Below are 24,887 nucleotides of genomic sequence, written 5' to 3'. Positions count from 1 at the left end.
CCCGCCCGCACCTCACCGAGGTGAGGTGTCGCAAGATTCTTGATGACCTGTGGTTCGTAGGGAACCGTAGGTCTCCAAGAATCTTGATGGCCATCCACATGGTGGGCGTCGCCGACGTCGCGCAGTGCAGGAGAGCTGTTGCGCCGGGATCTCTGACTATAGTCAGAGGAATGACCGGGATGCCCGCGCAGGGGGCGATGACCGAACAGGCGCGGTCGCTCCGCGACTTCAACCGCTACTACTCCCAGCGGATCGGGCTGCTCACCGACCGCTATCTCGGGCAGGACCGGCCGCTCAGCGAGGCGCGGCTGCTCTACGAGATCGGCGCGGGGGCGGCCCTCCGCGACCTGCGCGGCCGGCTCGGCTGGGACTCCGGCTACCTCAGCCGGTCGCTCCGCTCCCTCGAAGGGCAGGGCCTGGTCCAGCTCCGGACAGCCGAGACGGACGGTCGGGTCCGGATCGCCGAGCTGACCGCCGCCGGCACCGCCGAACTCGCCGAGCTGGACCGGCGGTCGACCGCCGCCGCCGCCGAACTGCTGGCGCCGCTCACCGGCACGCAGCGGGCGGAGCTGATCGCGGCCCAGCGGCGCACCCGCCGACTGCTCCGGCTGGCCACCGTCACAATCGAGGGCATGGGGGCCGACTCGGCCGCCGCCCGCGAGTGCCTGACCGGGTACGCCGCCGAACTGTCGCACCGGTTCCCCGAGGGATACGACAGCCGGGCCCTGGCAGACCCGGCCGAACTCGGCGGGACCGGCGGCGCGTTCCTGGTCGCCCACGAGCAGGGGCGCCCGGTCGGCTGCGGCGGGATCCGGACCCTTGGGCCGGGCGTCGCGGAACTCTGCCACCTGTGGGTGCACGGCGACGCCCGCGGCCTGGGGCTCGGCCGCCGGCTCCTCGCCGAGTTGGAACGGCAGGCGGTGACCCGTGGCCTGCACACCGTGCGGCTGGGCACCCACCGATCGCTGCCCGAGGCGGCGGCGCTCTACCGCTCGGCCGGCTACCGGGAGATCCCGGCGTACGGCGACAGCCCGTACAACCAGGTCTGTTTCGAGCGGACGGTCGCCGGGGGCGTACCCGGAGGCTCACCGCCCTCGCTGGACGGCCGGCGGTTCCGCGCGGTGGCCGAGGTCGACGGCGGCGAGGTCGGCGCCGAAACCGCCTTCGACTACCGGGAGCGCGACGGAGAGATCTCGGCGGCGTACTCCGGGGGCAGTGTCCGGCGCGGCCACCTGGTCGGCACCCGGGACGGCGACACCCTCGACTTCCGCTACGTGCAGCTGAACACCGCCGGCGAAACCTCCACCGGCCACTGCCACAGCCGGATCTCGATGCTGCCCGACGGCCGCCTCCGCCTCCACGAAACCTGGTCCTGGGAATCCCGCACCGGCTCCGGCACCAGCACCGTCGAGGAAATCCCCTACCGGTGACCTACTTCAGGGAAAGAGTGGGCTCGCCGCGCGCTGTAGGCACTCCTTCCGTGAAGTAGTGCCTCCCGTCTCGGCAGCGGAAGGTGTCAGACCCCGGAGGGGTAGGTTTCCAGTTCGCCGGGGGCCGGTGATGCGGGCAGCGGGTGTAGGGCGGTGGTGTGGTCGCACCAGATGAAGGCGTCGTAACGGTCGCCGAGCCGGGTCGGCACGTAGTTGCCCCACGCCTCGAACGACGGGTCGTAGACCACTCCGATCGCCCGGTGGTCGGCCTCCTCGACCAGCCAGTCCGGCCGGTCGGCCGCGCCCCCGTCGGCCGCGCCCCGGCGCGCAGCGCCCCGGTCGGCCGCGCCCCGGCGCGCAGCGCCCCGAGTGGCGGGGTCGAAGACCAGCAGGGCCCGCTCGGGGAGCAGGTGGTGCAGCCGCTCCTCGACCGAGCCGGCCCGGGCCGCCGGCACGGTCAGCACCTCGGCCGGCGCACCCCACCGGTTGGCGGCGACCACACTGCCCTGGTAGCTGCCGAAGCCGACCAGCACCACGTCGTCGGTGCCGTAGCGCTCCCTCGCCAGGTGGCCGATGTTGACCATCCCGCCGGTGGCCATGTCGGTGGCCCGGGCGTCGCCGACGTGCGTGTTGTGCGCCCAGACCACCGCCCGGGCCCGCGGGCCGTAGCGGTCGAGCAGCCGGTCGAGGGTGTCGATCATGTGGCTGTCCCGGACGTTCCAGGACTGCGGGCCGCCGCCGACCATCGCCCGGTAGTACCGCTCCGCGCCGGCCACCACCGCCGCGTTCTGCCAGGCCGAGAAGGCGTCGGCACCGTCGGCGGCGGCCCGTTCCCGGGTACGCGCCAACAGCCGCACCACCTCGTCCTCACACCGGGCCGAGACGAACCGGCTGGCCAGCCCGTACTCCTCGATCCGGCTGCCGTACGGCTCGAAGCACCGGTACGCCTCCTGGGCGGCCTCCAGCGACGCCGGGTCCTCCTCGCCCAGGTAGTCCAGGATCGCCTGCATCGAGTCCCACAGGCTGTAGACGTCGAGCCCGTGGAAGCCCACCCGCAGATCGTCCGCCCGGTCCAGGTTCCACGCCCGCAGCCACCGGCAGAAGCGGGCCACCTCGGCGTTCGCCCACATCCAGGTCGGCCATCGCTGGAACCGCTCCAGCGCGCGCTGCGGATCGTCGTCGCCGCCCGGTGCACCGGTCACCGAGCGGTGCACCAGGTCGCAGTCCGGCCAGTCGCCCTCCACCGCGACGAACGAGAAGCCGCACTCGGCGATCAGCCGCCGGGTCACCTGCTCGCGCAGCCGGTAGTAGTCGTACGTGCCGTGGCTCGCCTCGCCGAGCATCACCACCCGAGCCGAGCCGATCCGTTCCAGCAGCGGATCGAAGTCGTCCGGTGCCCCGAGCCGGTGAACCTGCATGGGCGCGGCTACCCCACGGCCCGGGACGGTAAACCCGTGGTGTGGCGGGGGAACGACCGGGTAATCGACCGGGTATGCGAGCCAACGCGATCCAGTTCCAGGAGTCGCTCGCCGGACTGGACTACCCGGTGTCAAAGGAGGACCTGGTCCGCTGGGCCCAGGAGACCGGGGTCGACACCCAGACCCTCAGGTTGCTCCAGTCGCTGCCGGTCGAGCAGTTCGAGACCCCCACCGAGATCGGCGACGCGATCATCGAAGTCTCCTGACCCGCTGTGAAACAACGGTTCAGGCGCCGGCAGCGCCGTTCAGGTATGCCAACACCGCCAGCACCCGGCGGTTGTCGTCGTCCGACGGTGCCAGGTCGAGCTTGCCGAAGATGCTGGCGGTGTGCTTGCCGACCGCGCTCTCGCTGAGGAAGAGCCGCTGCCCGATGGCGCTGTTCGAGCGCCCCTCCGCCATCAGCTCCAGCACCTCCCGCTCCCGTGGGGTCAGCCGGGCCATCGGGGCGTCCCGGCTGCTCCGGGCGACCAGCTTGGCGATCACGTCCGGGTCCATCGCCATACCGCCGCCGGCCACCCGGCGTACCGCGTCGACGAACTGCTCCGCGTTGAAGACCCGGTCCTTGAGCAGGTAGCCGACCCCGCCGGTGCCGTCGGCGAGCAGTTCCCGGGCGTAGAGCTGCTCCACATGCTGGGAGAGGACCAGCACCGGCAGGCCGGGCACCTCCCGGCGGGCCGCCAGCGCCGCCTGGAGCCCTTCGTCGGTCTGGGTGGGCGGCAGGCGTACGTCCACCACGGCCACGTCGGGACGCAGCTCCAGCAACGCCGCCAGCAGCTCCGGACCGGTCTCCACCGCCGCCACCACCTCGAAGCCGTGCGCGGTCAGCATCCGGGAAAGGCCGTCTCTCAGGAGATAGAGGTCCTCGGCGAGGACAACGCGCACGGCACCTCCAGCTTCACCGTCGTCGGGCCTCCCGGCGGGCTGCTCAGGTCGACGACCCCGTCGAATGTACCGAGCCGGCGGACAATGCCGCGCAGTCCGCTGCCCCCCGTCTCGTCCGCGCCGCCCCGCCCGTCGTCGGCGACCACGATCCGCAGCCGGCCGTCGGCGTACCCGAGATCGACGGTGATCCGGGCGGATCTGGCGTGCTTCACCGCGTTGGTGAGCAGTTCGCTCACCGCGAAGTACGCCGCCGACTCGATCGGCGGCTCCGGCCGGCCCGGCAGGTCGACGGTGACGTCGGTCCGGACGGGGAGGTCCAGGGCGAGTGCCCGGACCGCGTCGACCAGCCCGCGCTCGGCGAGTACCGGTGGATGGATGCCCCGGACCAGGTCGCGCAGTTCGGTGAGCGCCTGCGCGGACGCCTGCCGCGCCTCGGCCAGCAGCGCGCGGGCGGCCTGCGGATCCCGGTCCATCAGGTACTCGACGTTGCCGAGGTTGATCCCCATCGCCACCAGCCGGGCCTGGGCGCCGTCGTGCAGGTCGCGTTCGATCCGGCGCAGCTCGGCCGCCTGGCTCTCGGTGGCGTCGGCCCGGGTCTCGGTGAGCCGCTGGACCCGCAGCGCCAGCCGGGCCTTCGCGGTCGGGGCGAGCAGCAGCGCGACCCACCGGCCGTTGCGCCGCAGCACCGCCGGGGCGGCCAGCAGGCCGAGCGTGGTCAGGGCCAACCCGACCGGGATCGCCGCCGCCTCGGAGCCGGCGACCGAGGCGTACCAGTCGGTGCCGCCGTCGGTCCGCAGCCCGACCAGCATCCAGAACCGCGGCAGGGCCAGGCCGAAGATCCCGTAGCCGATCGCGGCGAGCGGGGCGGCCAGGGAGAGCCCGCCGACGAACGGGTCGAGCAGCAGCCAGCCGAAGTCCCGCCAGCTCGCCGGATCCCGGGTGAGCCAGCGCAGTCGCAGGTTGGAGGCCGCCCACCGCTCGGTCTGGTACAGGTGGTTCCCGACCTGGTAGCGGCCGTCCGGCCGCCGGTCCGGCATCCCCGGCCGGGGCAGGTACGGCGACTCCACCGGCACCCCGCTCCACCGCCCGGCCAGCCGGCGGCGCAGGTCCGGCAGCCAGCGGATGTTCTGGATCACCGGTGGCAGCACCACCACGATCCCCAGCCCGTAGGTCAACAGCAGGGCGACGGCGGAGAGCACGGCCAGCGGCAGGGCGGCCAGGCTCAGCCCGAGCAGGCAGAGCAGCCGGAGCAGCAGCATGAGTTGGCGGCCGTACCAGACGCGGAGGCGGCCGGGCTGGCGATCGGTCGGCGCCAGCCACCAGCGGGTCCACCCCAGGTGCAGGGTACGCAGCCAGGGCGCCACGGCCAGGCCGGCGGCGGCGACGGCGAGCCCGGCCGGTACCGCCCACCAGTGCCGGGCGGCGTTGCTGGCCGCATACCAGGCACCGGCGGCGACCAGCCCGACCGGCAGGCCGCCGAGGAGCAGCCCGACCGCCGGGGTGAGGGTCATCCAGCCGAGGTCGCGGAAGGTGGCCGAATCCCCGAGCAGCCAGTCCAGCCGGCGGAGGAACGCCGGCACCCAGGGCCGCCGGTAGAGCCGGTTGTCGTGCAGATAGCGCCCGTCCGCCTCCGGCCGCGGCGGCGCCGGCCGGGGCCGGTACGGCGAGCCGAGCGGCGCGGCGCCGGCCCCGGCCACCCGCCGTACCAGATCGGTGTGCCGCCGCCCGGCCAGGATCGGCACCGGCAGCAGGAAGATCAGCCCGAGCCCGAACCCCGGCAGGAAGAAGACCAGGTGCACCAGGAGCGACACCGCCCCGGCCAGGCCGAGCCCGGCCAGCGCCGCCCCGTGCAGCAGGGCGAGCCCGGCGGCGCGTACCGCTCTGGTTGTCATGCGATCAAGTCTGGCCTCTTCCGGTCGGCGGCGGCAGTGCCGGAACGCGCCGGGCGGGGGTGGGGTTAGCTACACCCCGGGTCGGCATCCGGCCCCATACTGGCCATCGCCGGGCATTCCTACAGTTCCTGCTATGAACGACAACTCCTCCCGGCCGGCCGAGCGGGCCGCCGGGTCGGCCGCGCTGCGGCTCACCGGGCTGACCAAGCGGTTCGGCCACACCACCGCCGTCGACTCCGTGGAGCTGACCGTGCCGGCCGGCTCGTTCTTCGGCCTCGTCGGCCCGAACGGTGCCGGCAAGACCACCAGCCTGTCGATGGCGGTCGGGCTGCTCCGCCCGGACGCGGGCCGCGCCGAGATCTTCGGTGTGGACGTCTGGCAGGACCCGATGGAGGCCAAGCGCCAGGTCGGGGTACTGCCGGACGGGCTGGCCTTCCCGGAGCGGCTCACCGGCCGGGAACTGCTTGGCTACTTCGGGCGGCTTCGGGGGATGCCGGCGGACGTGCTGGCCGGGCGGATCGACGAGCTGCTGCGGGTGCTCGACCTGGAGCGGGCCGAGCGGACCCTGGTACTCGGCTACTCCGCCGGGATGCGCAAGAAGATCGGCCTGGCCACCGCGCTGCTGCACGCGCCCCGACTACTCGTCCTGGACGAGCCGTTCGAGGCGGTCGACCCGGTCTCGGCGGCGTCCATCCGGGCGATCCTGCGCCGGTTCGTCGCCGGTGGCGGCTCGGTGGTGCTCTCCAGCCACGTGATGGCGCTGGTCGAGCAGGTCTGTGACTCGGTCGGGGTGATGCACCGGGGACGGGTGGTCACGGCCGGACCGCTCGCCGAGGTCCGGGGTGACCGGAGCCTGGAGGAGAGGTTCGTCGAGTTGGTCGGCGCCCCGGTGCCGAGCGGGGAGGAGCTGTCATGGTTGGCGTCCTGATCGACCTGCGGCTCACGCTGCTGCGCCGGTCGTTCGCCGGCACCCAGGGCTACAGCATCGGGTTCGGGGCGCTCTGCGGGCTGGCCGGAGCGGTCGGCATGTTCTGGCTCGCCACCCGGGGCACCCCGGCCCGGGCCGGCGACCTGCTGGGCCTCACCCTGGCCGGCGCCCTGGTCGGCTGGCTGGCCGGGCCGGCGCTGGGCGGCGGCGGGGACCTGGGCATCCGCCGCGAACACCTGACACTGCTTCCGGTACGCCGCCGCGACCTGATCCTCGGGCTCTACGGCGCCGCCCTGACCGGGGTCGGCCCGGCCGTCACCCTGATCGCCTCGACCGCCCTGGTGGCGTACGGCGCCCGGCTCGGCGTCGTACCGGCGCTGGTCGGGGTGCCGGCCGTGATCCTGCTGGTACTCCTGCTGGTGGCGCTCGCCCGACTGGTGGTGGCGACCCTCGGCGCGGTACTGGGCAGCCGGCCGAGTGCGGCACTGAGCGCGCTGCCCTGGGCGGTGCTCACCGCCGGGATGGCGCAGTGCTGGGTCGTCTTCGTCGCGCTCGGCGGCAGCGCCCGGCCGTTCGCCGACGGGCTCCCGTCCGCCGCCGCCCGAACGCTGCGGATCCTGCCGTCCGGCTGGCCGGTCGTCGCCGTCGAGTCGGCGCACCGGGGCGACTGGGCGCTGGTGGCCGCCGCCCTCGCCGGGCTGGCCGTACTCGCCGCGCTGGTCCTGCTCGCCTGGGCCTGTCTCCTGGACCGCCCCGCCGCCGCCCCGGTCTCCAGGGTCGCCCGGCGTACGAGTTCCCGGCCGCCGGGCTCCGCGTTCCACGCCGTACTCGGCAAGGAACTGCGTACCTGGTGGCGGGATCTGGTCCGGATCCACTACCTCAGCTTCGCCCTGGTCTACGGGCTGGTCTTCGTGCTGATGCCGTTGGTGATCCGGATCAGCGACCTGCTGCCGCTGGCCGGGCTGGTGGTAGCGATCATGATCGCCTCCTCCTCGGCACACCTGTACAGCTCCGACGGCACCGCGTTGTGGATGACCCTGATGGCGCCCGGTACGGAGCGGATCGACGTACGCGCCCGGCAGGTCGCCTGGCTGCTCGTCGTCGCGCCGCCGGCGGTGCTGCTCACCCTCGCCGGCCTGGTCGGCGCCGTGCACTGGTGGACCCTGCCCTGGGTGGCCGGGCTGCTGCCGGTGGTGCTCGGCGCCGGTTCCGGACTGGTGGTGCTGGTCTCGGTGCTGGTGCCGGTCCGGATGGCGGACCCGCACCGCCGGGGCGGCAACCCGGGTGAGGACGGCGGTCCGGTCGGCGGACTGGTCTGGCTGATGCTCGGGCTGCTCGCGGTGGCCGCCGCACCGACCGCCTGGCTGCTCTACCAGGGCACCCGGGCCGGCGACTCGACCATGCTCTGGTCCGCGACCCCGGTCGGGGTGCTCAGCGGGCTGCTGCTCGGCTGGGTGCTGGGGCGGCTCGCCCACCGGCGGCTGGCGGCTGGCGGCCCGGAGTTGCTGGCCCGGGTCGGCAGGGCCTGAGCAGCCGCCCGGCGAGTCCCGGGTTCGGGTTGGCACGGGGCGGCCCGAACCCGGGACTACCGCAGCAACGCCTCGGCCCGGCCAGACCGGCGAACTCGCGGTCAGGAGGGCAGAGTGACGGTCCTGCCCTGTTCGCGGGCGGTCTGCGCGGCGGCGAGCACCGTCACCACGTCCCGGCCGAACCGCACGTCGCACTGGTGGTCGCGGGTGCCGCTGTCGACCTCGGTGCAGAGCTGTTCGATCGCCAGCCGGAGCGCGTCCACCGGAGGGCCGGTCCGGTCCGGCACCACCGTGATGCCGTCCTCGCCGTAGAAGGCGAACTCGACGGTGGTCGAGGCCGGCGGGGCGTCCAGGGCCAGCGACACGCTGCTGGTCGCGGTCTCGCCGTGCGCCAGCGTCAGGTGCACGCTGTTGCGGGGCCCGCCCATCGCGGCGACCCGGGTCACCTGGCCGAGCACCGGCAGGATCAGGGAGAGCGCGTGCGGGCCGACGTCCCAGAGCGCGCCGTGGGCCCGCCGCCACGCCGATCCGCCGTACGGGTTCCCGGGCTGGAAGATCGACGCGTGGTGCACGCCCCGGGCACCGTGCCAGCCCCCGGTCGCCGCCGCGCCGGCCAGGAAGGTGGAGATGGCCGGATGGAAGCGGTTGGTGAAGAAGACCACCGAGGCGACCCCGCTCTGCGCGGCGGCCGCCACCACCCGGTCGGCGTCCGGCAGGCTCAGCGCCAGCGGCTTGTCCAGCAGCAGGTGCCGGCCGGCGGTGGCGGCCCGCACCGCCAGATCAGCCTGGACGTCCGGCGGCAGCGCCACGGCCACCGCCTGCACTGCCTCGATCAGCGCGTCGGCGTCGCGGTAGGCCGGCACGCCGTACCGGTCGGCCAGGGCTTCGGCCTTGGCCGGGTCCCGGCCCCAGACTCCGGCGAGGCGGGCCCGGGGATGCCCGGCGAGCGCGGCCGCGTGCACCTCCGCCGCCCAGTGACCGGTGCCGAACAGTCCGAACGTGAGCACGCCAGTCCCCTCTTCGCGCCGCTTTGAGCAGGGAGTTCTTCCTAGCACACCGGGGCGGTCCCGGCCGACCTAGCCGGCCCGCCGCTTCCGTCGCCGCCGGTCACGGCCGTGCCGCTGGTTGAACCGCTGAATCGTGTGGTACGCCTCCCGCGCCTCGGCGACCGACCGGTTCGCCTCGGAGAGCAGTTCCCAGGCGGCGGCCTCGGCGGTCCGGGCCTCCTGCTCGGCACGCCGGGCCCGGGCGGCAGCCCGGTCGTACCCCCGGCGCGCCTCGGCCAGGCACATCCGGGCGAGGTCGAGTCGCCGTTCCCGCTCCTCCTGCGCCGGGTCCCAGTTCCCGGTACGCCGGAACACCTCGCGCAGTTGCGACAGCGAGAGGTCGCCGCGCCGGTACGCCGCCAGGGCCGCCCGGGCCACCGCGCGGTCCCGTTCCGGGTCGGGACCGGAACCGCCGGTCGGTGCGCCGGCCGCCGCCTCCCGGCCGGCGAGTACCGCCTGCCAGGCCCGGTCGTACTCCCGCTCGGCCGCCTCCTGGTGCGCCCACGCCTCGTCCCGGTGCCGTTCCGCCTCGGCCAGCGACACCCGGGCGGCGGCGGCGATCGCGGCGGCCCGGCCGGCCTCGGTCTGGGTCGCCACCGCGTACGCCTCCAACTCCTCGACGGCGGCGCGCAGCCGCTCCGGGTCGGGGCGCGGGGTCCTCGGCCGGTCCGCGACCACGGCGAGGACGAGGAGGGAGAAGAGCACCACACCACCGGCGATCAGCAGCGCGGAGAGCGCGTCGATGCCGGACAGGTCCACGCGGCGGGGCTCCCGGTGAGGTGGCGGGGTCGGGGGTGTCGCCAATCATAGAAGGTGCTGATATTCCCACCATGATCGCCCAACCCCCGGCGCACCGGGCCGACCCGGACCAAGGGCCTACTACGCCGGTTAGTAGACTGCGGCGGTGAGCAGAGACCGGTCCCGCGCCGCCGCGCTGCCATCCCGCACCGGCGTTCACCCCGGGGCCGGCCGGTGAACGACTTCCTGGTCACGTCCTCGATCGTGCTCTCGCTGGTACTCGCCGGCTGGAGCCTGGTGACGACCATGCGCAACCGGCCGCCGGACGTCTCCCACCTCGCCGGCCTGGCCGTGCTGGAGCTGGTGCTGCTGGCGCTCGCCGCCGCGGCGGTGGCCGCCTGGATCGGCGGCGAGCAGCCCGCCGAGGCCGGCACCTTCGCCGGTTACCTGATCACCCTGGTCTGCCTGCCGCCGCTGGCCGGCGTGCTGGCCCGGATGGAACCGACCCGCTGGGGCTCGGTGATCGTCACCGTCGTCTGCCTGGTGATCCCGGTGGTCGTGCTGCGCCTGCAACAGACCTGGCAGATCCCCGGTGGCTGAGCCGGTGGCCACCGAGCCGACGACCTCCGGCACGCCGCGCAGGCGGATCAACAGCGGTCCGGGGCGGGCGCTGGTCGCGGTCTACATCCTCTTCGCGATCGCCGCGAGCTGCCGGGCCGGGGTGCAGATCATCACCAAGTTCGACGAGGCCCCGGTCGCGTACCTGCTCTCCGCGCTCGCCGCGGTGATCTACATCGTGGCCACCGTCGGGCTGGCCCGCGGTGACCGGGTCGGACGCCGCACCGCACTGGTCTGCTGCACCGTGGAACTCGTCGGGGTGCTCAGCGTCGGGGCGTTGAGCCTGTTCGATCCGGCGCTCTTCCCGGACGACACCGTCTGGTCGGACTTCGGCGGCGGCTACGGCTACGTCCCGCTGGTGCTGCCGGTGCTCGGCCTGCTCTGGCTGCGCCGCACCCGAACCGCCCGGAGCAGCTGACGGCAGTGGTCACCTGACGGCAGTGGTCACTCGACCGCGTCGGAGCGGTACAGCCGGATCCAGCGGTAGCCGTACCCGGCCAGTTCCAGCGCGTCGAGCTTGCCCACCGGCGGGTACTCCCGGTCGGCGAGTACGTCGATCGGCATGTCCGCCTCCGGCAGGAGCGCACCCAGGTTGACCACGGCCGGCCGAGCGCCGAGGTTGTGCAGGAAGAGCATGCAGCCGGTGAGCCCGTCTGCGCGGTGCGCCAGGACGCCGGGCGGCATCTCCTGGTCGACGTGCGTGCACGAGCCGGAGCCGACCTCGGGTGCCTCCCGCAGGGTACGGATCATCCGCTCGAACCAGGCCAGCAGGGATTTCGGGTCGTGCCGTTGCGCGGTGACGTTGACCCGCTCGTAGCCGTACTCGCCGCTGTCGATCACCGGCCGGACCAGCCTGTCGGCGGGCGCGGTGGAGAAGCCGGCGTTCGGCTTACCCGACCACTGCATCGGGGTACGGATCGACTCCCGGCCCGGCAGCGAGAGGTCCTCCCCCATCCCGATCTCCTCGCCGTAGCGGAGCACCGGCGTGCCGCGCAGCGAGAACTGGAGGGCGTACGCCAGCTCGATCCGGCGCCGGTCGTTGCCGAGCATCGGGGCGAGCCGTCGCCGGATGCCCCGGTCGTAGATCCGCATGCTCTCGTCCGGGCCGAACTGCTCGTAGACCTGGGCCCGCTGCTTGGCGGTGAGCCGGGACAGGTCGATCTCGTCGTGGTTGCGCAGGAAGGTGGCCCACTGGGCACCGGCCGGCAGCGCCGGGGTGTCGCGCAGCGCGTCGATGATCTGCTCCGGGTCCTGCCGGGCCAGCGCGAGCATCAGCCGGCCGTTCAGCATGAAGTCGAAGAGCATGTGCAGCCGGTTCGCGGAGCCGCCGCTGTCGCCGAAGTAGTGCACGAGGTCCGCCGGTTCCACGTTCGCCTCGGCCAGCAGCAGCGCGTCGGCCTGGCGCCACTGGACATGCTGGCGCAGCTCGGTGAGGAACTCGAAGTCCTTGGGCGAGTCCGGGTTGCCCGGCTCGGTCAGCTCGATGATGAACGGCGCCGCGTCGAGCCGGAACCCGGACACACCGAGCTGGAGCCAGAACGACATGATCTTCTTGATCTCCGCCCGTACCGCCGGGTTGCCGAAGTTGAGGTCCGGCTGGAAGCGGTAGAAGCGGTGGTAGAACCAGGCCCTGGCGGTCCGGTCGTAGCTCCAGGTCTCCTCCTGTTCGCCCGGGAAGACCATGCCCTGGCGCCGGTCCGGTGGCGCCTCGTCCGACCAGACGTACCAGTCCCGGTACGGCGAGTCCGGCGACGACCGAGCGGACTGGAACCACGGGTGCTGGTCGGAGGTGTGGTTCACGACGAGGTCGATGATGACCCGGATGCCCCGGTTGGCGGCCTGGTGCAGCAACTCCGCGAAGTCCCCGAGGGTGCCGAGTTTCGGGTCGACACCGTAGAAGTCGGTGGCGTCGTAGCCGTCGTCCCGATGCGGCGAGGGGTGGATCGGGTGCAGCCAGAGACAGGTCACGCCGAGCCGGGCCAGATAGTCGAGGCGGCCGATCAGCCCCTTGATGTCGCCGACCCCGTCACCGTCCGAGTCGGCGTACGTGTCGATGTCCAGGCAGTAGACGACAGCCTTGGCATACCACCGGTCCCTCATAGCCGAAGCTCTTTTCCGATCGGCCGGACCGGCAAACCGGAGGTCGACCACACCCGCAGGATTCTCGTGGATCCGCGGTGAGCGGTTCCCCTGGATCCGCGGTGAGCGACTCGACGGTGTAACCGGGGCGATCACGGGGTAAAGCAGACCTCCTCCCCGGGCTCGTCCCTGGATCTCCGGGGCTTTCCGCCGAACCGACCTACGAGCCGACGAAGGAGTGGGTGCGCGGTGGCCCTCGCCCAGGACGTGGACCCGACGCAACTCGGCGGCCTGACCGGCTGGATAGCCGGGGTGATCGACGCGATGGGTGTACCCGGGGTGGGTCTGCTGGTCGCGCTGGAGAACGTCATCCCGCCGGTGCCGAGCGAGCTGGTGCTGGCGATGGCCGGCTACCTGGCCGGCGAGGGCCGGATGAACGTGGTCCTGGTGGTGATCTCCGCCACCGCCGGCTCGGTGCTCGGCGCCGTACTGCTCTACTGGCTCGGCGCGGCGCTCGGCGAGGACCGGCTCAAGCGCTGGCTGGACCGGGTCCCGCTGGTGGACACCGACGATCTGAACCGGGCCGACCGCTGGTTCGAACGGTACGGCTCCTGGGCGGTGTTCTTCGGCCGGATGATTCCGGTGTTCCGCAGCCTGGTCTCGATTCCGGCCGGCGCCGACCGGATGCCGGTGAGCCGGTTTCTGATCCTCACCACGCTGGGCAGCGGCATCTGGAACACGGTCTTCGTCGGCCTCGGCTACGGTCTCGGGTCCCGTTGGCAGCAGATCGACAGGTACGCCAGCTACTTCGACTATGCGCTGCTGGCCGTCTTCGCGGTCATGATCGGGCTGTGGGTGGTCAAGAAGCTGCGTCGGCGCTCGCACCGGGGCCAGCCCGCCAGCCCGCGCTGACCGCCCGGCGCCGTACCCGGCAGGTGCAGGGAAGGGCCCACGCTTGTCGCTTTCTGTGGTAGCGGGGGGCCCTTCCTCGCACCTCAGTGGCGGAAGGTGAACCAGTTGAGGTTGGCGAAGTCCGCCGGCTGGCCGCTGCTGAAGGTCAGATAGACCGTGCGTACCCCGGTCACCGCCGAGACGTTGCCGGGAATCGACTGCCAGCTCTGCCAGCCGCCGGTGTTGCCGACGGCGAGGCTGCCCAGCACCGGACCGGTCGGACTGTCCACCCGGACCTGCACCAGACCGCTCACCCCGCCGCCCGCGCCGGAGGCGAGCCGGGCCACGAAGTCCCGGGGCGGCGTCGACCCGAAGTCGACCCGGTCGTACCGGACCCAGTCACCGTTGGCCAGCCAGCCGATGTTCTGGCCGCCCTCGCTGCACGTCTCGACCCCGACACCCTGCTGCCCCTGGTACGCCTCGGCCTGGATCGTCGAGTACGCGCTCACCGTGCCGCCCGGCGGCGGCGTGGTCGGCGGCGGGGTCGTCGGCGGGTTGGTCGGGTTGCCGCCACCGCCCCGGCTGTACACGGCGACGTAGTCGACCAGCATCGGCCGGCCGGAGACGGTCGCGGAGGTCGGGGTGGTGCCACCGGCCACGCCGTTCGGGAACGAGCCACCCATCGCGACGTTGAGCAGCAGGAAGTAGCCGGCGTGGTCGGTCATCTGTGACCAGTACGAGCCGACCTGGGACTGCGTCACGGTGTGGTAGTGCTGGCCGTCGACGTACCAGCGCAGTTGCTGCGGGCTGACCGAGGCGTCCCACTCGAACCGGTAGGTGTGGAACGCCGACTGGCAGGTCGAGCCGGGGCAGGCGCGCTGGGCACCGATGCCGTTGAACTCGTTGCACGGCCCGCCGGGCGCGACGCCGCAGTGCAGTACGCCCCAGACCGAGTTGATCCCGTTGACGTTCTCCATCACGTCGAACTCGCCGATCCCCGGCCAGTTCTGGTAGTTGCCCCGGTACGGCGCGCCGAGCGCCCAGAACGCCGGCCAGTAGCCGGCCGCCGCCGCGCCGGTCACGTTCGGCATCTGGATCCGCCCCTCGATCGCCAGCACCCCGCCGGCCGGCGGTTTGAAGTTGCTGCGGACGGTCTCGATCCGGGACGAGGTCCACTGGCCGGAGGCGTTGCGGACCGGGGTGATCCGCAGGTTGCCGCTGCCGTCGTGGCTGACGTTGGCGGTGCTGTTGGTGTAGGTCTGGATCTCGCCGGTGCCCCAGTTCGCCGGGCCGCCGGGATAGCTGGTGCCGGTGTCGATGATCCAGTTCGTCGACGAGGGCAGCGTGTTGGCCGCGCCGGTGAAGTCGTCGCCCCAGACCAGGCTCCAGCCGGAGGCCGGCGGTGGAATGGCGGCGCGGGCCGTCACGGTCACCGTGCCGAGGGCGGCGGCGAGCAGGGTGGACGCGGCGACCAGCAGGGCGAGGCGGCGTCTGGTGTTCCGGCCGGCGGAGTCCGGCCGGGCGACCCGGATGGTGTTCATGTGCGGGCCTCTCTACAGGGGACGGGGGGTGCCCTACGTAGTGGCGGGCCCCTACGTGGGGGTCGGAGCTGAGAGAGCGCTCTCTCAGGAGTTGTACGTCCCGGGCCCCCACATGTCAACACTTGTCGATGCCCTGCCGCGCCGCAACACCTGGATGCCGCGATCGGTGGGGGGCGGATGCCGCGATCGGTGCCCCCAGGGAGTTTTCCGGCATCGACACTGAGGGTAATGAGCTACCGGTCGCGCCAGCGACGCTGTGCCGAGCGAGTGACGGCGGTGATGGTGATGGTGATGGTCGATGAGACGGCCGCGCCCGCAAGACCCGTACCGGAAGCCGGACCCGACCCCCTGACGGTCGGGGTCGAGGAGGAGTTCCTCCTCGTCGACCCGGTGACCGGCGCGGCGGCACCCGCCGTGGAAGCGGTACTCGCCGAGGTGCCGGACGAGTTGCGCGGGCAGGTACAGCACGAGTTCCAGACCAGCCAGATCGAGATCGGCACCCCGCCCGGCCTGGAGCTGAGCGCACTGCGGCACTCGCTCGGGCTGCTGCGTACCGGGCTGGCCGACGCGGCGGAGGCGGCCGGGGTACGCCTGGTCGCGGTCGGCACCGGCCCGGTCGACGGCCCGATGCCGCCGCTGGTGGAGAACCCACGGTTCCACCGGATGATCGAGCAGTTCGGGTTGATGGTCCCGTCCCCCGGGGTGAACGGCATGCACGTGCACGTCGGGGTGCCCGAGCCGGAGATCGGGGTGCAGGTGCTCAACCACCTCCGCCCGGCGCTGCCGATCCTGCACGCCGCCACCGCGAACTCGCCCTTCTACCAGGGCCGGGACACCGGGTACGCCAGCTGGCGCTCGGTGCTCTGGGAGCGCTGGCCGTCGGTGGCGCCGACTCCGTGGCTGGAGTCGCACGCGCACTACGAGAGCCTGGTCGACGATCTGATCGGCACCGGGATGATGCTCGACGAGGGCATGCTCTACTGGTACGCCCGGCTCTCGTCGAGGTATCCGACGGTGGAGATCCGGATCGGCGACGTCTGCCCGGGCCTGGACGACACCATCCTGATCGCGGCCCTGGTCCGGGCGCTTGTCGACACCGCGCTGGCCGACATCGCGGCCGGGCTGCCGGCGCCCCGGGTGCCGCACCACATGCTGGTGGCGGCGCACTGGCGGGCGGCACACGACGGACTCGAAGGGCTGGCCGTGGACCCGGTCGACGGCGGTCTGCGGCCGGCCTGGCACCTGATGCGCCGGCTCTTCCACCGACTCCGACCGGCGCTCGAACGGCACGGGGACCTGCCGGTGGTCACCGAGCTGCTGAGCCGGTTGCAGGCACACGGCACCGGCGCCGCCCGGCAGCGGGCCGCCTACGCGGGGCGGCACGAGATCTCCGACGTGCTGGACGATCTGGTCCGACGTACCCGGGGCAGCGCCGGCCATGCCTGAGAAGCTGGTGGTGGTGGGCGCCGACGCGGCGGGGATGTCCGCCGCGTCCCAGGCCCGCCGCCGCCGGGACGCCTCGGAACTGGAGATCGTGGCGTTCGAGCGCGGCAACTTCACGTCGTACTCGGCCTGCGGCATCCCGTACTGGGTGGGTGGGGTGGTCGACGACGTGGACCAGCTCGTCAGCCGGGATCCGGCCACGTTCCGCAGGGACTTCCAGGTCGACGTACGCCTCCGGCACGAGGTGGTCGACATCGACCTGGACCGGCGTGAGGTGGTGGCCCGGGATCTCGCGCGCGGCGGGCGCGAGGTCCGGGAGGGCTTCGACCAGTTGATGTACGCGGCCGGCGCGGTACCCGTCACCCCGGACTGGGCCCGCACCGACGCGGCCGGGGTGTTCGGGGTGCAGACCCTGGACGACGGCGCGGCGCTGATCGACTGGCTGGACGGAGATCCGGCGCCGCGCCGGGCGGTGGTGGTCGGCGGCGGCTACATCGGCGTCGAGATGGCCGAGGCGATGATCAAGCGCGGCCTGTCGGTCAGCCTGATCGAGCGGGGCCCCGAGCCGATGTCGACGGTCGACCCGGACATGGGCGCCCTGGTCCGTCGCGCGCTGTGTGGGCTGGGCCTCGAGGTGCGCAACGGGGTCCGCGTGACCGGGCTGGAGACCCGGGACGGCCGGGTCACCGCCGTGGTCACCGACGCCGGCACGCTGCCGGCCGACGTCGTGGTGCTGGGTCTCGGGGTACGCCCGAACACCGCGCTCGCGGCCCGGGCCGGCCTGCCGCTCGGCCCGACCGGCGGGATCCGGGTGGACCTGCGGATGCGGGTGGTCGACACCCCCGGGGTCTGGGCGGCGGGCGACTGTGTCGAGTCGGTGCACCGGGTCTCCGGCCAGGCGGTATTCGTGCCGCTCGGCACCCACGCCAACAAGCAGGGCCGGGTCGCCGGGATCAACATCGGCGGCGGCTACGCCACCTTCGCCGGAATCGTCGGCACCGCCGTCACCCGGGTCTGCGACCTGGAGGTGGGGCGTACCGGGCTGCGCGAGGACGAGGCGGCGGCGGCCGGCTTCGAGTTCGTCACCGTACTGGTGGAGTCGATGAACCGGGCCGGCTACTACCCCGGGACGAAGATGATGACGGTGAAGCTGATCGTCGAACGGCGCAGCGGGCGGCTGCTCGGCGCCCAGATCGTCGGCCGTTCCGAGGCGGCGAAACGGATCGACGTGCTGGCGGTGGCGCTGTGGAACCGGATGACCGTGGACGAGATGGCCGGGCTCGATCTCGGCTACGCGCCGCCGTACGCCCCGGTCTGGGATCCGGTGCTGGTCGCCGCCCGCAAGGCGGTCGAGTTGATCCGCTGAGCCGGCGGTTCCGGTGTCACAGCGTTTTCGATCCTCAGGAGTCGGTCCAGCACGGGATCCACGTTGGGTCCGGTGAGTTCGCCGATGATCGCCAGCGCTTGCAGACAGTAATCGTACGCGGCCTTCCGGTCCCCGCGGGCCCGGAAGGTGTCCGCCAGCACCGCCAGTCCGGCCGCCCGGCGTCGCGAGTCCGCGATCGCGGTACTGAGCGCAATCGCCGCGGACGCCCGCTCCAGCGCGGCCGCGTGGCGGCCGAGTACGCGCTCGGCGTCGGCAGCGGTGATCAGAATGTCACAGCGAGTGGTATCGTCCCGGCCCCGCGCCTGGATCGCCAGCGCCAGTTCGCAGCGGCGCAGCGCCTCCTCCGGCCTGCCGGTGTCCAGCCACAGCGCCGCAAGCCGCTCGTGGGTCATCGCCTGGTCACGCCACGTCCCCAGATCCTCCCGGATCGCCAACGCCTCCTCGTAGCAGGCGGCGGCCCGGTCGTACCGGCGCAGTTGCTGGTGCGCGTCACCCAACCGGTGCAGCGTAGCCGCCTGGCCGAGCAGGTTTGTGCTCTCCCGGCAGCCGGCCAGCACCCGTTCGAAGATGCCGATCGCCGTGCGGACCTCGCCGGTCTTGAGGTAGACGTTCGCCAGGTTGTGCGAGCAGACGTCGATCGGACCGCCCGTACCGATCTCCTGGGCCAGTTGCAGCCCGGCCTGGAAGGCGCTTGCCGCCCGATGGTAGTCGTGGAGCACGAAATAGGTCCCGCCGAGATTGTTCAGCGTACCGATCTGCCCGATCCGGTGCCCGTCCGCCTCGGCGGCCGTCAGCGCGATCTGGTGCATGACCAGGACGTCGTCCTGGCGCCCGTACCGACCGAACGCCTCGTGCACCGCACCCGGGATCTGCCATGCGTGCCGGTGGAACCCCTGGTCCGCCGCCGCCCGTACCACCGCGGCCAGGTTCGCGCGCTCCGCCTCGCACCAGCGCTGGGCCTCGCCGTCGCTGTCGAACCGCAGCGGCTCGACCTTCTCGCCGATTGGCAGGTCCGGCACCCGGCGTCGGTGCGGGGTCAGCACCCGGGCGGCGTCGACCGCCGACAGCAGGTACCAGTCGAGCAGTCGCCGCAGCGCGGCCCGGCGGCACTCGGCGGGCTCGTCCTGCTCGGCCCGGTGCGCAGCGTAGCGTCGCAGCAGGTCATGCAGTTGGTACCGGCGGGCGGTGTCGTGGTTGACCAGGTGGCGCTTGGCAAGCGCGTCGAGCAGCCGCTCCGCCTGCCTGGGCTCGATGCCGACCAGCGCGGCGGCGGCCGCTGGACTGACGTTCCGGCCGGGGTGCAGACCCAGCAGGCGGAACAGCCGGCTCGCCGGCGGGTCGAGTTCGTTGTACGACCAGGCAAAGACCGTACTCAGCCTGACGTCTTCCTCATCGTCCTCCGGGAAGTCCAGCAGCCGGCCCCACAACTCGTCGACGAGGTCCGCGATGCTGGCACGAGGGCGGGCGGTGATCTGCTCGCCCATGATCCTCAGTGCGAGTGGCAGTCCATCGGAGAACTGTGCCAGCGTCTCCACCGGTCCGGGTTCACCTCCGGCCCGGTCCGTGCCGATCACCCGGCTCAGCAGGGTACGGCGGTCGTCGTCGGGAAGCGGCGGCACCGTGATGCTGCGGATGCCCTGCCGGATGGTCAGGCTCATCAGCCGGTTGCGACTGGTCACCACGGTCACGCAGCCCTCGGCGGCGGGAAGCAGCGGGCGGACCTGGTCGGAGTTGCGGACGTTGTCCAGGATGATGAGCATCTGCCGGCCGGCGAGAAGTTGGGTGAACCGCTCGCGGCGCTGCTCACCTCCGGTGGGGACACGGTCGGCCGGGACGCCCAGCGCGCGCAGGAACCGTCCCAGGGCGTCCTCCGGGGACACCGGCAGCGTCGGTCCGTAGGCGTCGGCGTTGAGGTAGAGCTGCCCGTCCGGGAAGCGGTCACGGTGCCGGTGCGCCCAGTGCAGCACCAGGGTCGTCTTGCCCACTCCCGGCATGCCGTTCACCACGACGACCCGGCCGCCGGCCGCCGGGGTCCGCGCGGCCGCGTCGAGTTCGGCCAACACCGGGCGGTGGCCGGTGAAGTCGGGGATGTCGGCGGGTAGCTGTCGCGGCGGGCTGAACGCCGCCGGCTCGTCGGGGTCCCGCCCGGTGGGTACGGCGCGCACGGGTTGATTGCGCATGCGTAGTGCCGGCAGATCAATTGTCGGCTCGGTCCGCATCTTCCGTCGGTATCGCTGACGGAAATCGATCGAGAACCGCCGGCCCTCATCCTCGCGCCCGCTCGCGTAGAGGGCGGTGATCCAATACCGTGCCAGGGTCTGATCGACGTCGTAGGTCAACAGCAGCGGTTCAAGCCGACTGAGCACCGCGTCGTAACGGCCAATTCGGCCATGGCTCTCGGCGAGCAGCTTGTGCGCCGCAAGAAATCCCTCCCTCATGGCCCGGCGGATGTGTTCGGATCGGGCGCTTCGAAGATCGGCGAGTGGCTGACCCCGCCACAGATCGACCGCCGTGCACAACAGTGCGACGGACCTTTCGTGATCGCCCTCGTCGGCAGCGGCGCGGGCGGTCTCGACCAGGCGACGGAATCGGTGGTAGTCGACCAGTTCCGGATCGACGCCGAGCCGGTACGCCTCGCCCGGCATCCGGACGAGAGCGTCCGGCAGACCGGCCGACCTCAGCACGGCACGAGCGCGGCTGACCAGGGCGTGCAGGTTTCCTCGACAGGCATCGACCGGCCGGTTTCCCCACAGGTGATCGACGATCACGTCGACGGACACCGGGGAACCCTTGTGATAGAGCAGCAGCGCCAGTAGACCACGTTGTTTCGCCGCACCCAGCGACACGAGGTGGCCGCCGACGCGCAACGCTGTGGGGCCGAGTATCACGAACTCCACGGGCGTCGTCCCTCCGTCGGACCGACTTACCCTTCATCAGTTTCTTCCCGACCACTTCGACGACCAAGCCCTATTCCCATCGTCAAACTTCCGACATTCCGCTATGTGGACGCTGCAAGCCGGCTGCAAGCCGTCCTGCAAGCCGACCGGCAACATTGTCACCGACTCTCCCATCGTCTACGACGAGACGAAGGGGAGGATGAGATGAATACCCATGAATGGTCACGGGTGCCCATTGGAATCGAGGCACCACAATGGGTTACCAGAAATGGCTGCCGTGAAGTGTTGATCGTCGCACACACCATTGTCAGCTGTCATCGACTGCTGGATGCCGTCGAGTTGTTGGAGGAGGATTCCCGGATCCAGACGGTCTTCACCGTCCCGCCGGACGCGTTCAACCGGGGCGTGACCCGGCGCCTGCACCAGATCGGCGCGCTCGTGCTGCCCTGGCAGCAGGCCATCCGGGAGAGGTTCGACCTCGCGCTCACCGCCGCGTACGGCGGCCTGGCCGATCTGCACGCACCCGTGCTGCTGATGGCGCACGGGGCCGGACACGGCAAGCCGACCCGACCGTCCGGCCAGCGCGGGCCAGCGTTGGCAACGGCACCGGTGTACGGGCTCGACCCGCAACGGCTGACCCGCAACGGCGAGGTACTGCCGTCCTCGATCGCGCTCGCCACCGAACACGAACTCGAGATCCTGCGACGGCAGTGCCCGGAGGCGGTGCCGGTGGCGGTGGTCGCCGGCGACCCGTGCTTCGACCGGCTCGTCGCGAGCCTGCCCGAGCGGAGCCGGTACCGCCGGGCGCTCGGCATCGACGACCGGGAGTTCGTGGTGGTGACTTCGACCTGGGGCCGGACGGGCCTCTTCGGCAACTGGCCGGACCTACTGCCGCTGGTGATGGACCAGCTCCCTCCGCAACGGTTCCGGGTCGCGGCACTGTTGCATCCGGCGGTGTGGTCCGCGCACGGCCACCGGCAGGTCCGCGCCTGGCTGCGGAGCTGCCGCGAGGCCGGGCTGATCCTGCCCGACCCGGAGGACGACTGGCGCAGCCTGGTCGTGGCCGCCGATCATGTCATCGGCGATCACGGCTCGGTAACCACGTACGCGGCGGCGCTGGGTCGCAACATCCTGCACCTCACGCCCGGCCTGGCCGCCGTGACCGAAGGCTCGGCCCAGGCGGCGGTGATCGCCGGCACCGACCGGCTCGACCCGCACCGGCCGCTGCTCGACCAGCTCCGCGTGGTACGTCCCATCGACCCGGTGGCGGTGGCGGCCCGACTCACCTCCCGGCCGGGCCGGGCGAACTCCCTGCTCCGGCAGGCCATGTACCGGCTGCTGCGGCTCCCCGAACCGGGCCGGCATCGCCGGCCGGCACCGGTACCGGAGCCCCGGCTCCGCCCGGAGCACCCGGCGTGAACGGGGCGCCGGAGCCGGTGATCGGGTGGATGGGCCCGTCCGGGGTAGCACCCCGACAGGCTGGGCTGGCGGACGTACTGGTCGCGGTCGCAGACCGGCAGGTCCTCGCGGACCGCTGCACGTACCTCTTCGGCCGGTACCCGGGGCTGACGCTGGTCCTGTTCCTGCCCGGCGGAGTCGGCACCGCGTCCGGCGGTCTGCCCGACGGCGCCGGCCACGTCGAGACCTGGGACGGGCGGCCGTCCCCGTCCGGGCGCCGCCTCGCCGCCGGGCTGCGCGACGGCCTGCTGCTGACCGTCTCGGTCGACCGGTCACGCCGCACCGCACCGCATGGCGGCGACCGGGATGGGGACTCGGACGTACTCGCGGCGGGACGTATCGAGCAGGTCGCCAGCTGGATCTACACACACTGGTCGCTCGGCGTCGACCTGACCGGTTCAGCCGGGCGGGCTCTGGCCGCGACCGCCGGGTTCCGGCTGCACACCCGGACCGTCCGCTGGTCCCGGCGGCGACGTCGGACCGTTCCCACCCGGGCTGCCGGCCAACTCGGACAGGTGCCGGTCGACGTCAACCACTCGTGACGAATCCAGCCGCAGAAAAATCTCCCGCGCCCGCTGGTAGTGCTCCCGCGCGGCGGTGGAGTCCCCCCGCCGCCGCGCGACCCGTCCGAGCTTGCCGAGAGCCTCCGCGTACTCGTATTCGGAGCCGAGCTCGCGCATCCGCCGGGCCCCCTCGGTCGCGGCCCGATCCGCGCCGGCCAGATCCCCGGTACTGAACAGCGCGCCGGCCAGGGCGATCAGCACCCGGGCGCCGTTGTACGGGTCGACCGAGGTCAGCTCGGCGAAGATGCACTCCGCCTCGCGCAGAAATCCGATCGCCTCGTCGGGCCTGCCCACCTCGGCGAGCAGGGTTCCCAGGTTGATCAAGGTGAGCCCGATGCTCCGGTCGTTGCCGAAGGCCCGGTTGTCCCGGACCAGCCGGACGAGGAGTTCCACCGCTTCCGCCGGCCTGCCCGACTCGCGGTAAAGGGTGGCCAGGCCGGCCTCGGCATCGAGGCAGCCCCGGAGGTCACCAGCCTCCCGGTAGCGCTCGATGGCATCCCGGAGGTGCCGCTGCGCGGCCTCGTGGTCACCGAACTTGCGCAGCAGCCGCCCCAACCGCTCGAGCATCACCGCCTCGGCCCAGGGGTCGCCGCAGGAACGGGCGGCCTCGACACCGCACCGGTCGACCTCCAAGCGGTCGACATAGTGCTTCCGGTACAGCAGGAGTGGCCACACCACGTCGGAGAGCTGCCAGGCCAGCCTGGCGTAGCCGCACCGCAGGGCCGTGCGTCCCGCCGTGAAGAGGTTGGCCCGTTCCCGGTCCAGCCACGCCAACGCCGACCGCCGGTCCGGAAACCGGGGCAGCTCGGCGGGGCTCCCGACGAAGTCGTACGGGAGCCGGCGACGGTAGGGGGTCAGTACCAGGTCGGCCCGAGCCGCGGCGGCGAGGTACCACTCGAGCAGCCTGCGGAGCACGATTCGGCGTTCCGGCTCCGGCTCGTCCGTCTCTGCCTTCTGCCGCGCGTGCAGCCGCATCAGGTCGTGGTAGCGGAAACGGTCCTCGGCGACCTCTTCCAGCAGGCTCGCTGCCAACAACGCCTCGACCAGGTCCGCCCCGGCAGGTCCCTCGGGCTCGTCCCGGCAGGCGGATCCGTCGGACCGCTCGGGACCCGGATCGTCGGGCCCGCCCGGTCTGTTGGGCGGTTCGGCGGCATCCTCCGGGCTGGTGTCTCCCAGGGCGGGTACCGGCAGCACCGCCGCAACGGCACCGATGCCGAACTCCGGGCCCGGATGCAATGCCATCCGCCGGTAGACCGCAGCAGCCTCGACCGGCAGGGATCGGTAGGAGATGTCGAAGATCGCCTGCACCGAGAGTCCGTCCACGGAGGACAGCTGACGTAACCGGTGCGTCTCGGAGGCAAGGTCCAGCGTCATCCGGCGCACGGACAGGCGTGGCCGAGCGGCCAGTCGCGCGGCGGCGACGCAGAGGGCTATCGGCAGTCCGGCACAGATCTCGGCAAGTCGAGCCGCCTCGGCCGGCTCCCGGTCGATCCGATCCGGCCCGGCCGCCCGGGACAGGAGCAGAACGGACTCCGCCGGGCGAAGCGGACTCAGCTCGATGAGTCGACCGCCGTCGGCGACCAGCCCGACCAGGCGGGCCCGGCTGGTCACCAGTACCTTCGAGCGCCCGGCGGGTAGCAGTGCCCGGACCTGGGCAGTCGAGCGCGCGCTGTCCAGGAGTACCAGGACGGCCCGCCGGGCGGTCGCCGACCGGTACAGCGACCGCCGCTCGGCGAGCGTCACCGGGACCCGCTCCGGCGGGCTGCCCAGCGCCCGGAGAAGTTCGCCCAGGGCTTCGCTCGGATCGACCGGCTCACCCTCACCGAACCCGTTCAGATCGACATGGAGTTGTCCGTCAGGAAAGCTGTTCCGCGCCTTTTCTGCCCAGCGCACGGCCAATGCCGTCTTGCCGACACCGCCGGGACCACTGAGGACCGCGAGCCCAGGGACATCACCGCCCAGAATTTCATCAAGTTCGGCCATCTCCCGCTTCCTGCCGACGAAGTTCGGGGTCGAAACCGGGAGCTGACGCGGAATTGGGGGTACGTTTTCTTCTGACGCATGAATGTGCACGTTGCCGGCAACGG

The 24,887-nt window shown here is 72.3% G+C and carries 19 protein-coding genes and 1 pseudogene; 10 read left to right on the top strand and 10 right to left on the bottom strand.

The features are described 5' to 3' along the window. Positions 1–170 precede the first annotated feature (170 nt). The gene (locus ABNF97_RS31070) at positions 171–1,430 is read left to right on the top strand and encodes a bifunctional helix-turn-helix transcriptional regulator/GNAT family N-acetyltransferase (RefSeq protein WP_349340689.1); all 1,260 of its coding nucleotides are present in this window, start codon (positions 171–173) and stop codon (positions 1,428–1,430) included. 86 nt (positions 1,431–1,516) lie between these two features. On the opposite strand, the gene ABNF97_RS31065 is transcribed toward ABNF97_RS31070, so the two are convergent. After that, on the bottom strand, positions 1,517–2,848 hold the full coding sequence (locus ABNF97_RS31065) for an erythromycin esterase family protein (RefSeq protein ID WP_130464762.1): 1,332 nt from the start codon (positions 2,846–2,848) through the stop codon (positions 1,517–1,519). 74 nt (positions 2,849–2,922) lie between these two features. Between ABNF97_RS31065 and ABNF97_RS31060 the strand changes: the two genes are divergently transcribed. Then, positions 2,923–3,114, top strand: a complete 192-nt coding sequence (locus tag ABNF97_RS31060; RefSeq protein WP_130464763.1) for a DUF2795 domain-containing protein — start codon at positions 2,923–2,925, stop codon at positions 3,112–3,114. 19 nt (positions 3,115–3,133) lie between these two features. Here ABNF97_RS31060 and ABNF97_RS31055 read toward each other — a convergent pair whose 3' ends face one another. Both ABNF97_RS31055 and ABNF97_RS31050 read right to left on the bottom strand, forming a co-directional pair. After that, on the bottom strand, positions 3,134–3,790 hold the full coding sequence (locus tag ABNF97_RS31055; protein WP_130464764.1) for a response regulator: 657 nt from the start codon (positions 3,788–3,790) through the stop codon (positions 3,134–3,136). After that, complete coding sequence (locus tag ABNF97_RS31050) at positions 3,754–5,682, bottom strand: sensor histidine kinase (protein WP_349340688.1); 1,929 nt, start codon at positions 5,680–5,682, stop codon at positions 3,754–3,756. The genes ABNF97_RS31055 and ABNF97_RS31050 overlap by 37 nt, the downstream gene beginning before the upstream one ends. A 133-nt stretch (positions 5,683–5,815) precedes the next feature. Here ABNF97_RS31050 and ABNF97_RS31045 point away from each other — a divergent pair, with 133 nt between their 5' ends. After that, positions 5,816–6,610: an ABC transporter ATP-binding protein gene (locus tag ABNF97_RS31045; RefSeq protein ID WP_349340687.1), complete on the top strand. Its 795-nt coding sequence runs from the start codon at positions 5,816–5,818 to the stop codon at positions 6,608–6,610. Beyond that, positions 6,595–8,139: a hypothetical protein gene (locus ABNF97_RS31040; RefSeq protein WP_349340686.1), complete on the top strand. Its 1,545-nt coding sequence runs from the start codon at positions 6,595–6,597 to the stop codon at positions 8,137–8,139. Before ABNF97_RS31045 ends, ABNF97_RS31040 begins: the two co-directional genes overlap by 16 nt. A 101-nt stretch (positions 8,140–8,240) precedes the next feature. Here the strand turns inward: ABNF97_RS31040 and ABNF97_RS31035 are convergent, their stop codons facing one another. Together ABNF97_RS31035 and ABNF97_RS31030 are read right to left on the bottom strand one after the other, a co-directional pair. Next, positions 8,241–9,146, bottom strand: a complete 906-nt coding sequence (locus tag ABNF97_RS31035) for a Gfo/Idh/MocA family oxidoreductase (protein ID WP_130464767.1) — start codon at positions 9,144–9,146, stop codon at positions 8,241–8,243. Positions 9,147–9,215: 69 nt separating this feature from the next. Further along, positions 9,216–9,944, bottom strand: coding sequence for a hypothetical protein (locus ABNF97_RS31030; protein WP_349340685.1), 729 nt, complete (start codon positions 9,942–9,944; stop codon positions 9,216–9,218). 180 nt (positions 9,945–10,124) lie between these two features. On the opposite strand from ABNF97_RS31030, the gene ABNF97_RS31025 reads away from it, so the two are divergent. Next, the gene (locus ABNF97_RS31025) at positions 10,125–10,523 is read left to right on the top strand and encodes a hypothetical protein (RefSeq protein WP_130464769.1); all 399 of its coding nucleotides are present in this window, start codon (positions 10,125–10,127) and stop codon (positions 10,521–10,523) included. Next, the gene (locus tag ABNF97_RS31020; RefSeq protein WP_349340683.1) at positions 10,516–10,959 is read left to right on the top strand and encodes a hypothetical protein; all 444 of its coding nucleotides are present in this window, start codon (positions 10,516–10,518) and stop codon (positions 10,957–10,959) included. Before ABNF97_RS31025 ends, ABNF97_RS31020 begins: the two co-directional genes overlap by 8 nt. A 26-nt stretch (positions 10,960–10,985) precedes the next feature. Here the strand turns inward: ABNF97_RS31020 and ABNF97_RS31015 are convergent, their stop codons facing one another. After that, entirely contained in the window at positions 10,986–12,641 is a 1,656-nt protein-coding gene (locus tag ABNF97_RS31015; protein WP_130464770.1) for an alpha-amylase family glycosyl hydrolase, read from the bottom strand. Positions 12,642–12,869: 228 nt separating this feature from the next. Here ABNF97_RS31015 and ABNF97_RS31010 point away from each other — a divergent pair, with 228 nt between their 5' ends. After that, on the top strand, positions 12,870–13,532 hold the full coding sequence (locus ABNF97_RS31010; RefSeq protein WP_349340682.1) for a DedA family protein: 663 nt from the start codon (positions 12,870–12,872) through the stop codon (positions 13,530–13,532). 83 nt (positions 13,533–13,615) lie between these two features. On the opposite strand, the gene ABNF97_RS31005 is transcribed toward ABNF97_RS31010, so the two are convergent. Continuing rightward, complete coding sequence (locus tag ABNF97_RS31005; RefSeq protein ID WP_349340681.1) at positions 13,616–15,052, bottom strand: carbohydrate-binding protein; 1,437 nt, start codon at positions 15,050–15,052, stop codon at positions 13,616–13,618. A gap of 285 nt (positions 15,053–15,337) precedes the next feature. Between ABNF97_RS31005 and ABNF97_RS31000 the strand changes: the two genes are divergently transcribed. Continuing rightward, positions 15,338–16,498: a carboxylate-amine ligase gene (locus tag ABNF97_RS31000; protein WP_130466280.1), complete on the top strand. Its 1,161-nt coding sequence runs from the start codon at positions 15,338–15,340 to the stop codon at positions 16,496–16,498. Next, positions 16,491–17,861, top strand: a complete 1,371-nt coding sequence (locus ABNF97_RS30995; protein WP_130464773.1) for an FAD-dependent oxidoreductase — start codon at positions 16,491–16,493, stop codon at positions 17,859–17,861. Before ABNF97_RS31000 ends, ABNF97_RS30995 begins: the two co-directional genes overlap by 8 nt. Here the strand turns inward: ABNF97_RS30995 and ABNF97_RS30990 are convergent. Both ABNF97_RS30990 and ABNF97_RS34385 read right to left on the bottom strand, forming a co-directional pair. Next, the gene (locus ABNF97_RS30990; protein ID WP_349340680.1) at positions 17,786–20,101 is read right to left on the bottom strand and encodes an ATP-binding protein; all 2,316 of its coding nucleotides are present in this window, start codon (positions 20,099–20,101) and stop codon (positions 17,786–17,788) included. The two genes, ABNF97_RS30995 and ABNF97_RS30990, sit on opposite strands and share 76 nt — an antisense overlap. A gap of 21 nt (positions 20,102–20,122) precedes the next feature. Beyond that, positions 20,123–20,527 (bottom strand): annotated as a pseudogene (locus ABNF97_RS34385) (AfsR/SARP family transcriptional regulator); the annotation flags it as partial. Between the two features lie 534 nt (positions 20,528–21,061). On the opposite strand from ABNF97_RS34385, the gene ABNF97_RS30980 reads away from it, so the two are divergent. Further along, positions 21,062–22,198, top strand: coding sequence for a hypothetical protein (locus ABNF97_RS30980; protein ID WP_349340678.1), 1,137 nt, complete (start codon positions 21,062–21,064; stop codon positions 22,196–22,198). Between the two features lie 437 nt (positions 22,199–22,635). Here the strand turns inward: ABNF97_RS30980 and ABNF97_RS30975 are convergent, their stop codons facing one another. Then, complete coding sequence (locus ABNF97_RS30975; RefSeq protein WP_165436862.1) at positions 22,636–24,783, bottom strand: tetratricopeptide repeat protein; 2,148 nt, start codon at positions 24,781–24,783, stop codon at positions 22,636–22,638. Between the last annotated feature and the right edge of the window lie 104 nt (positions 24,784–24,887).

Source organism: Plantactinospora sp. B6F1 (genome assembly GCF_040120695.1).
GTDB lineage: Bacteria > Actinomycetota > Actinomycetes > Mycobacteriales > Micromonosporaceae > Plantactinospora.
Note: the sequence above shows the minus strand (reverse complement) of the source record. Positions and strands in the feature narration are given on the sequence as shown.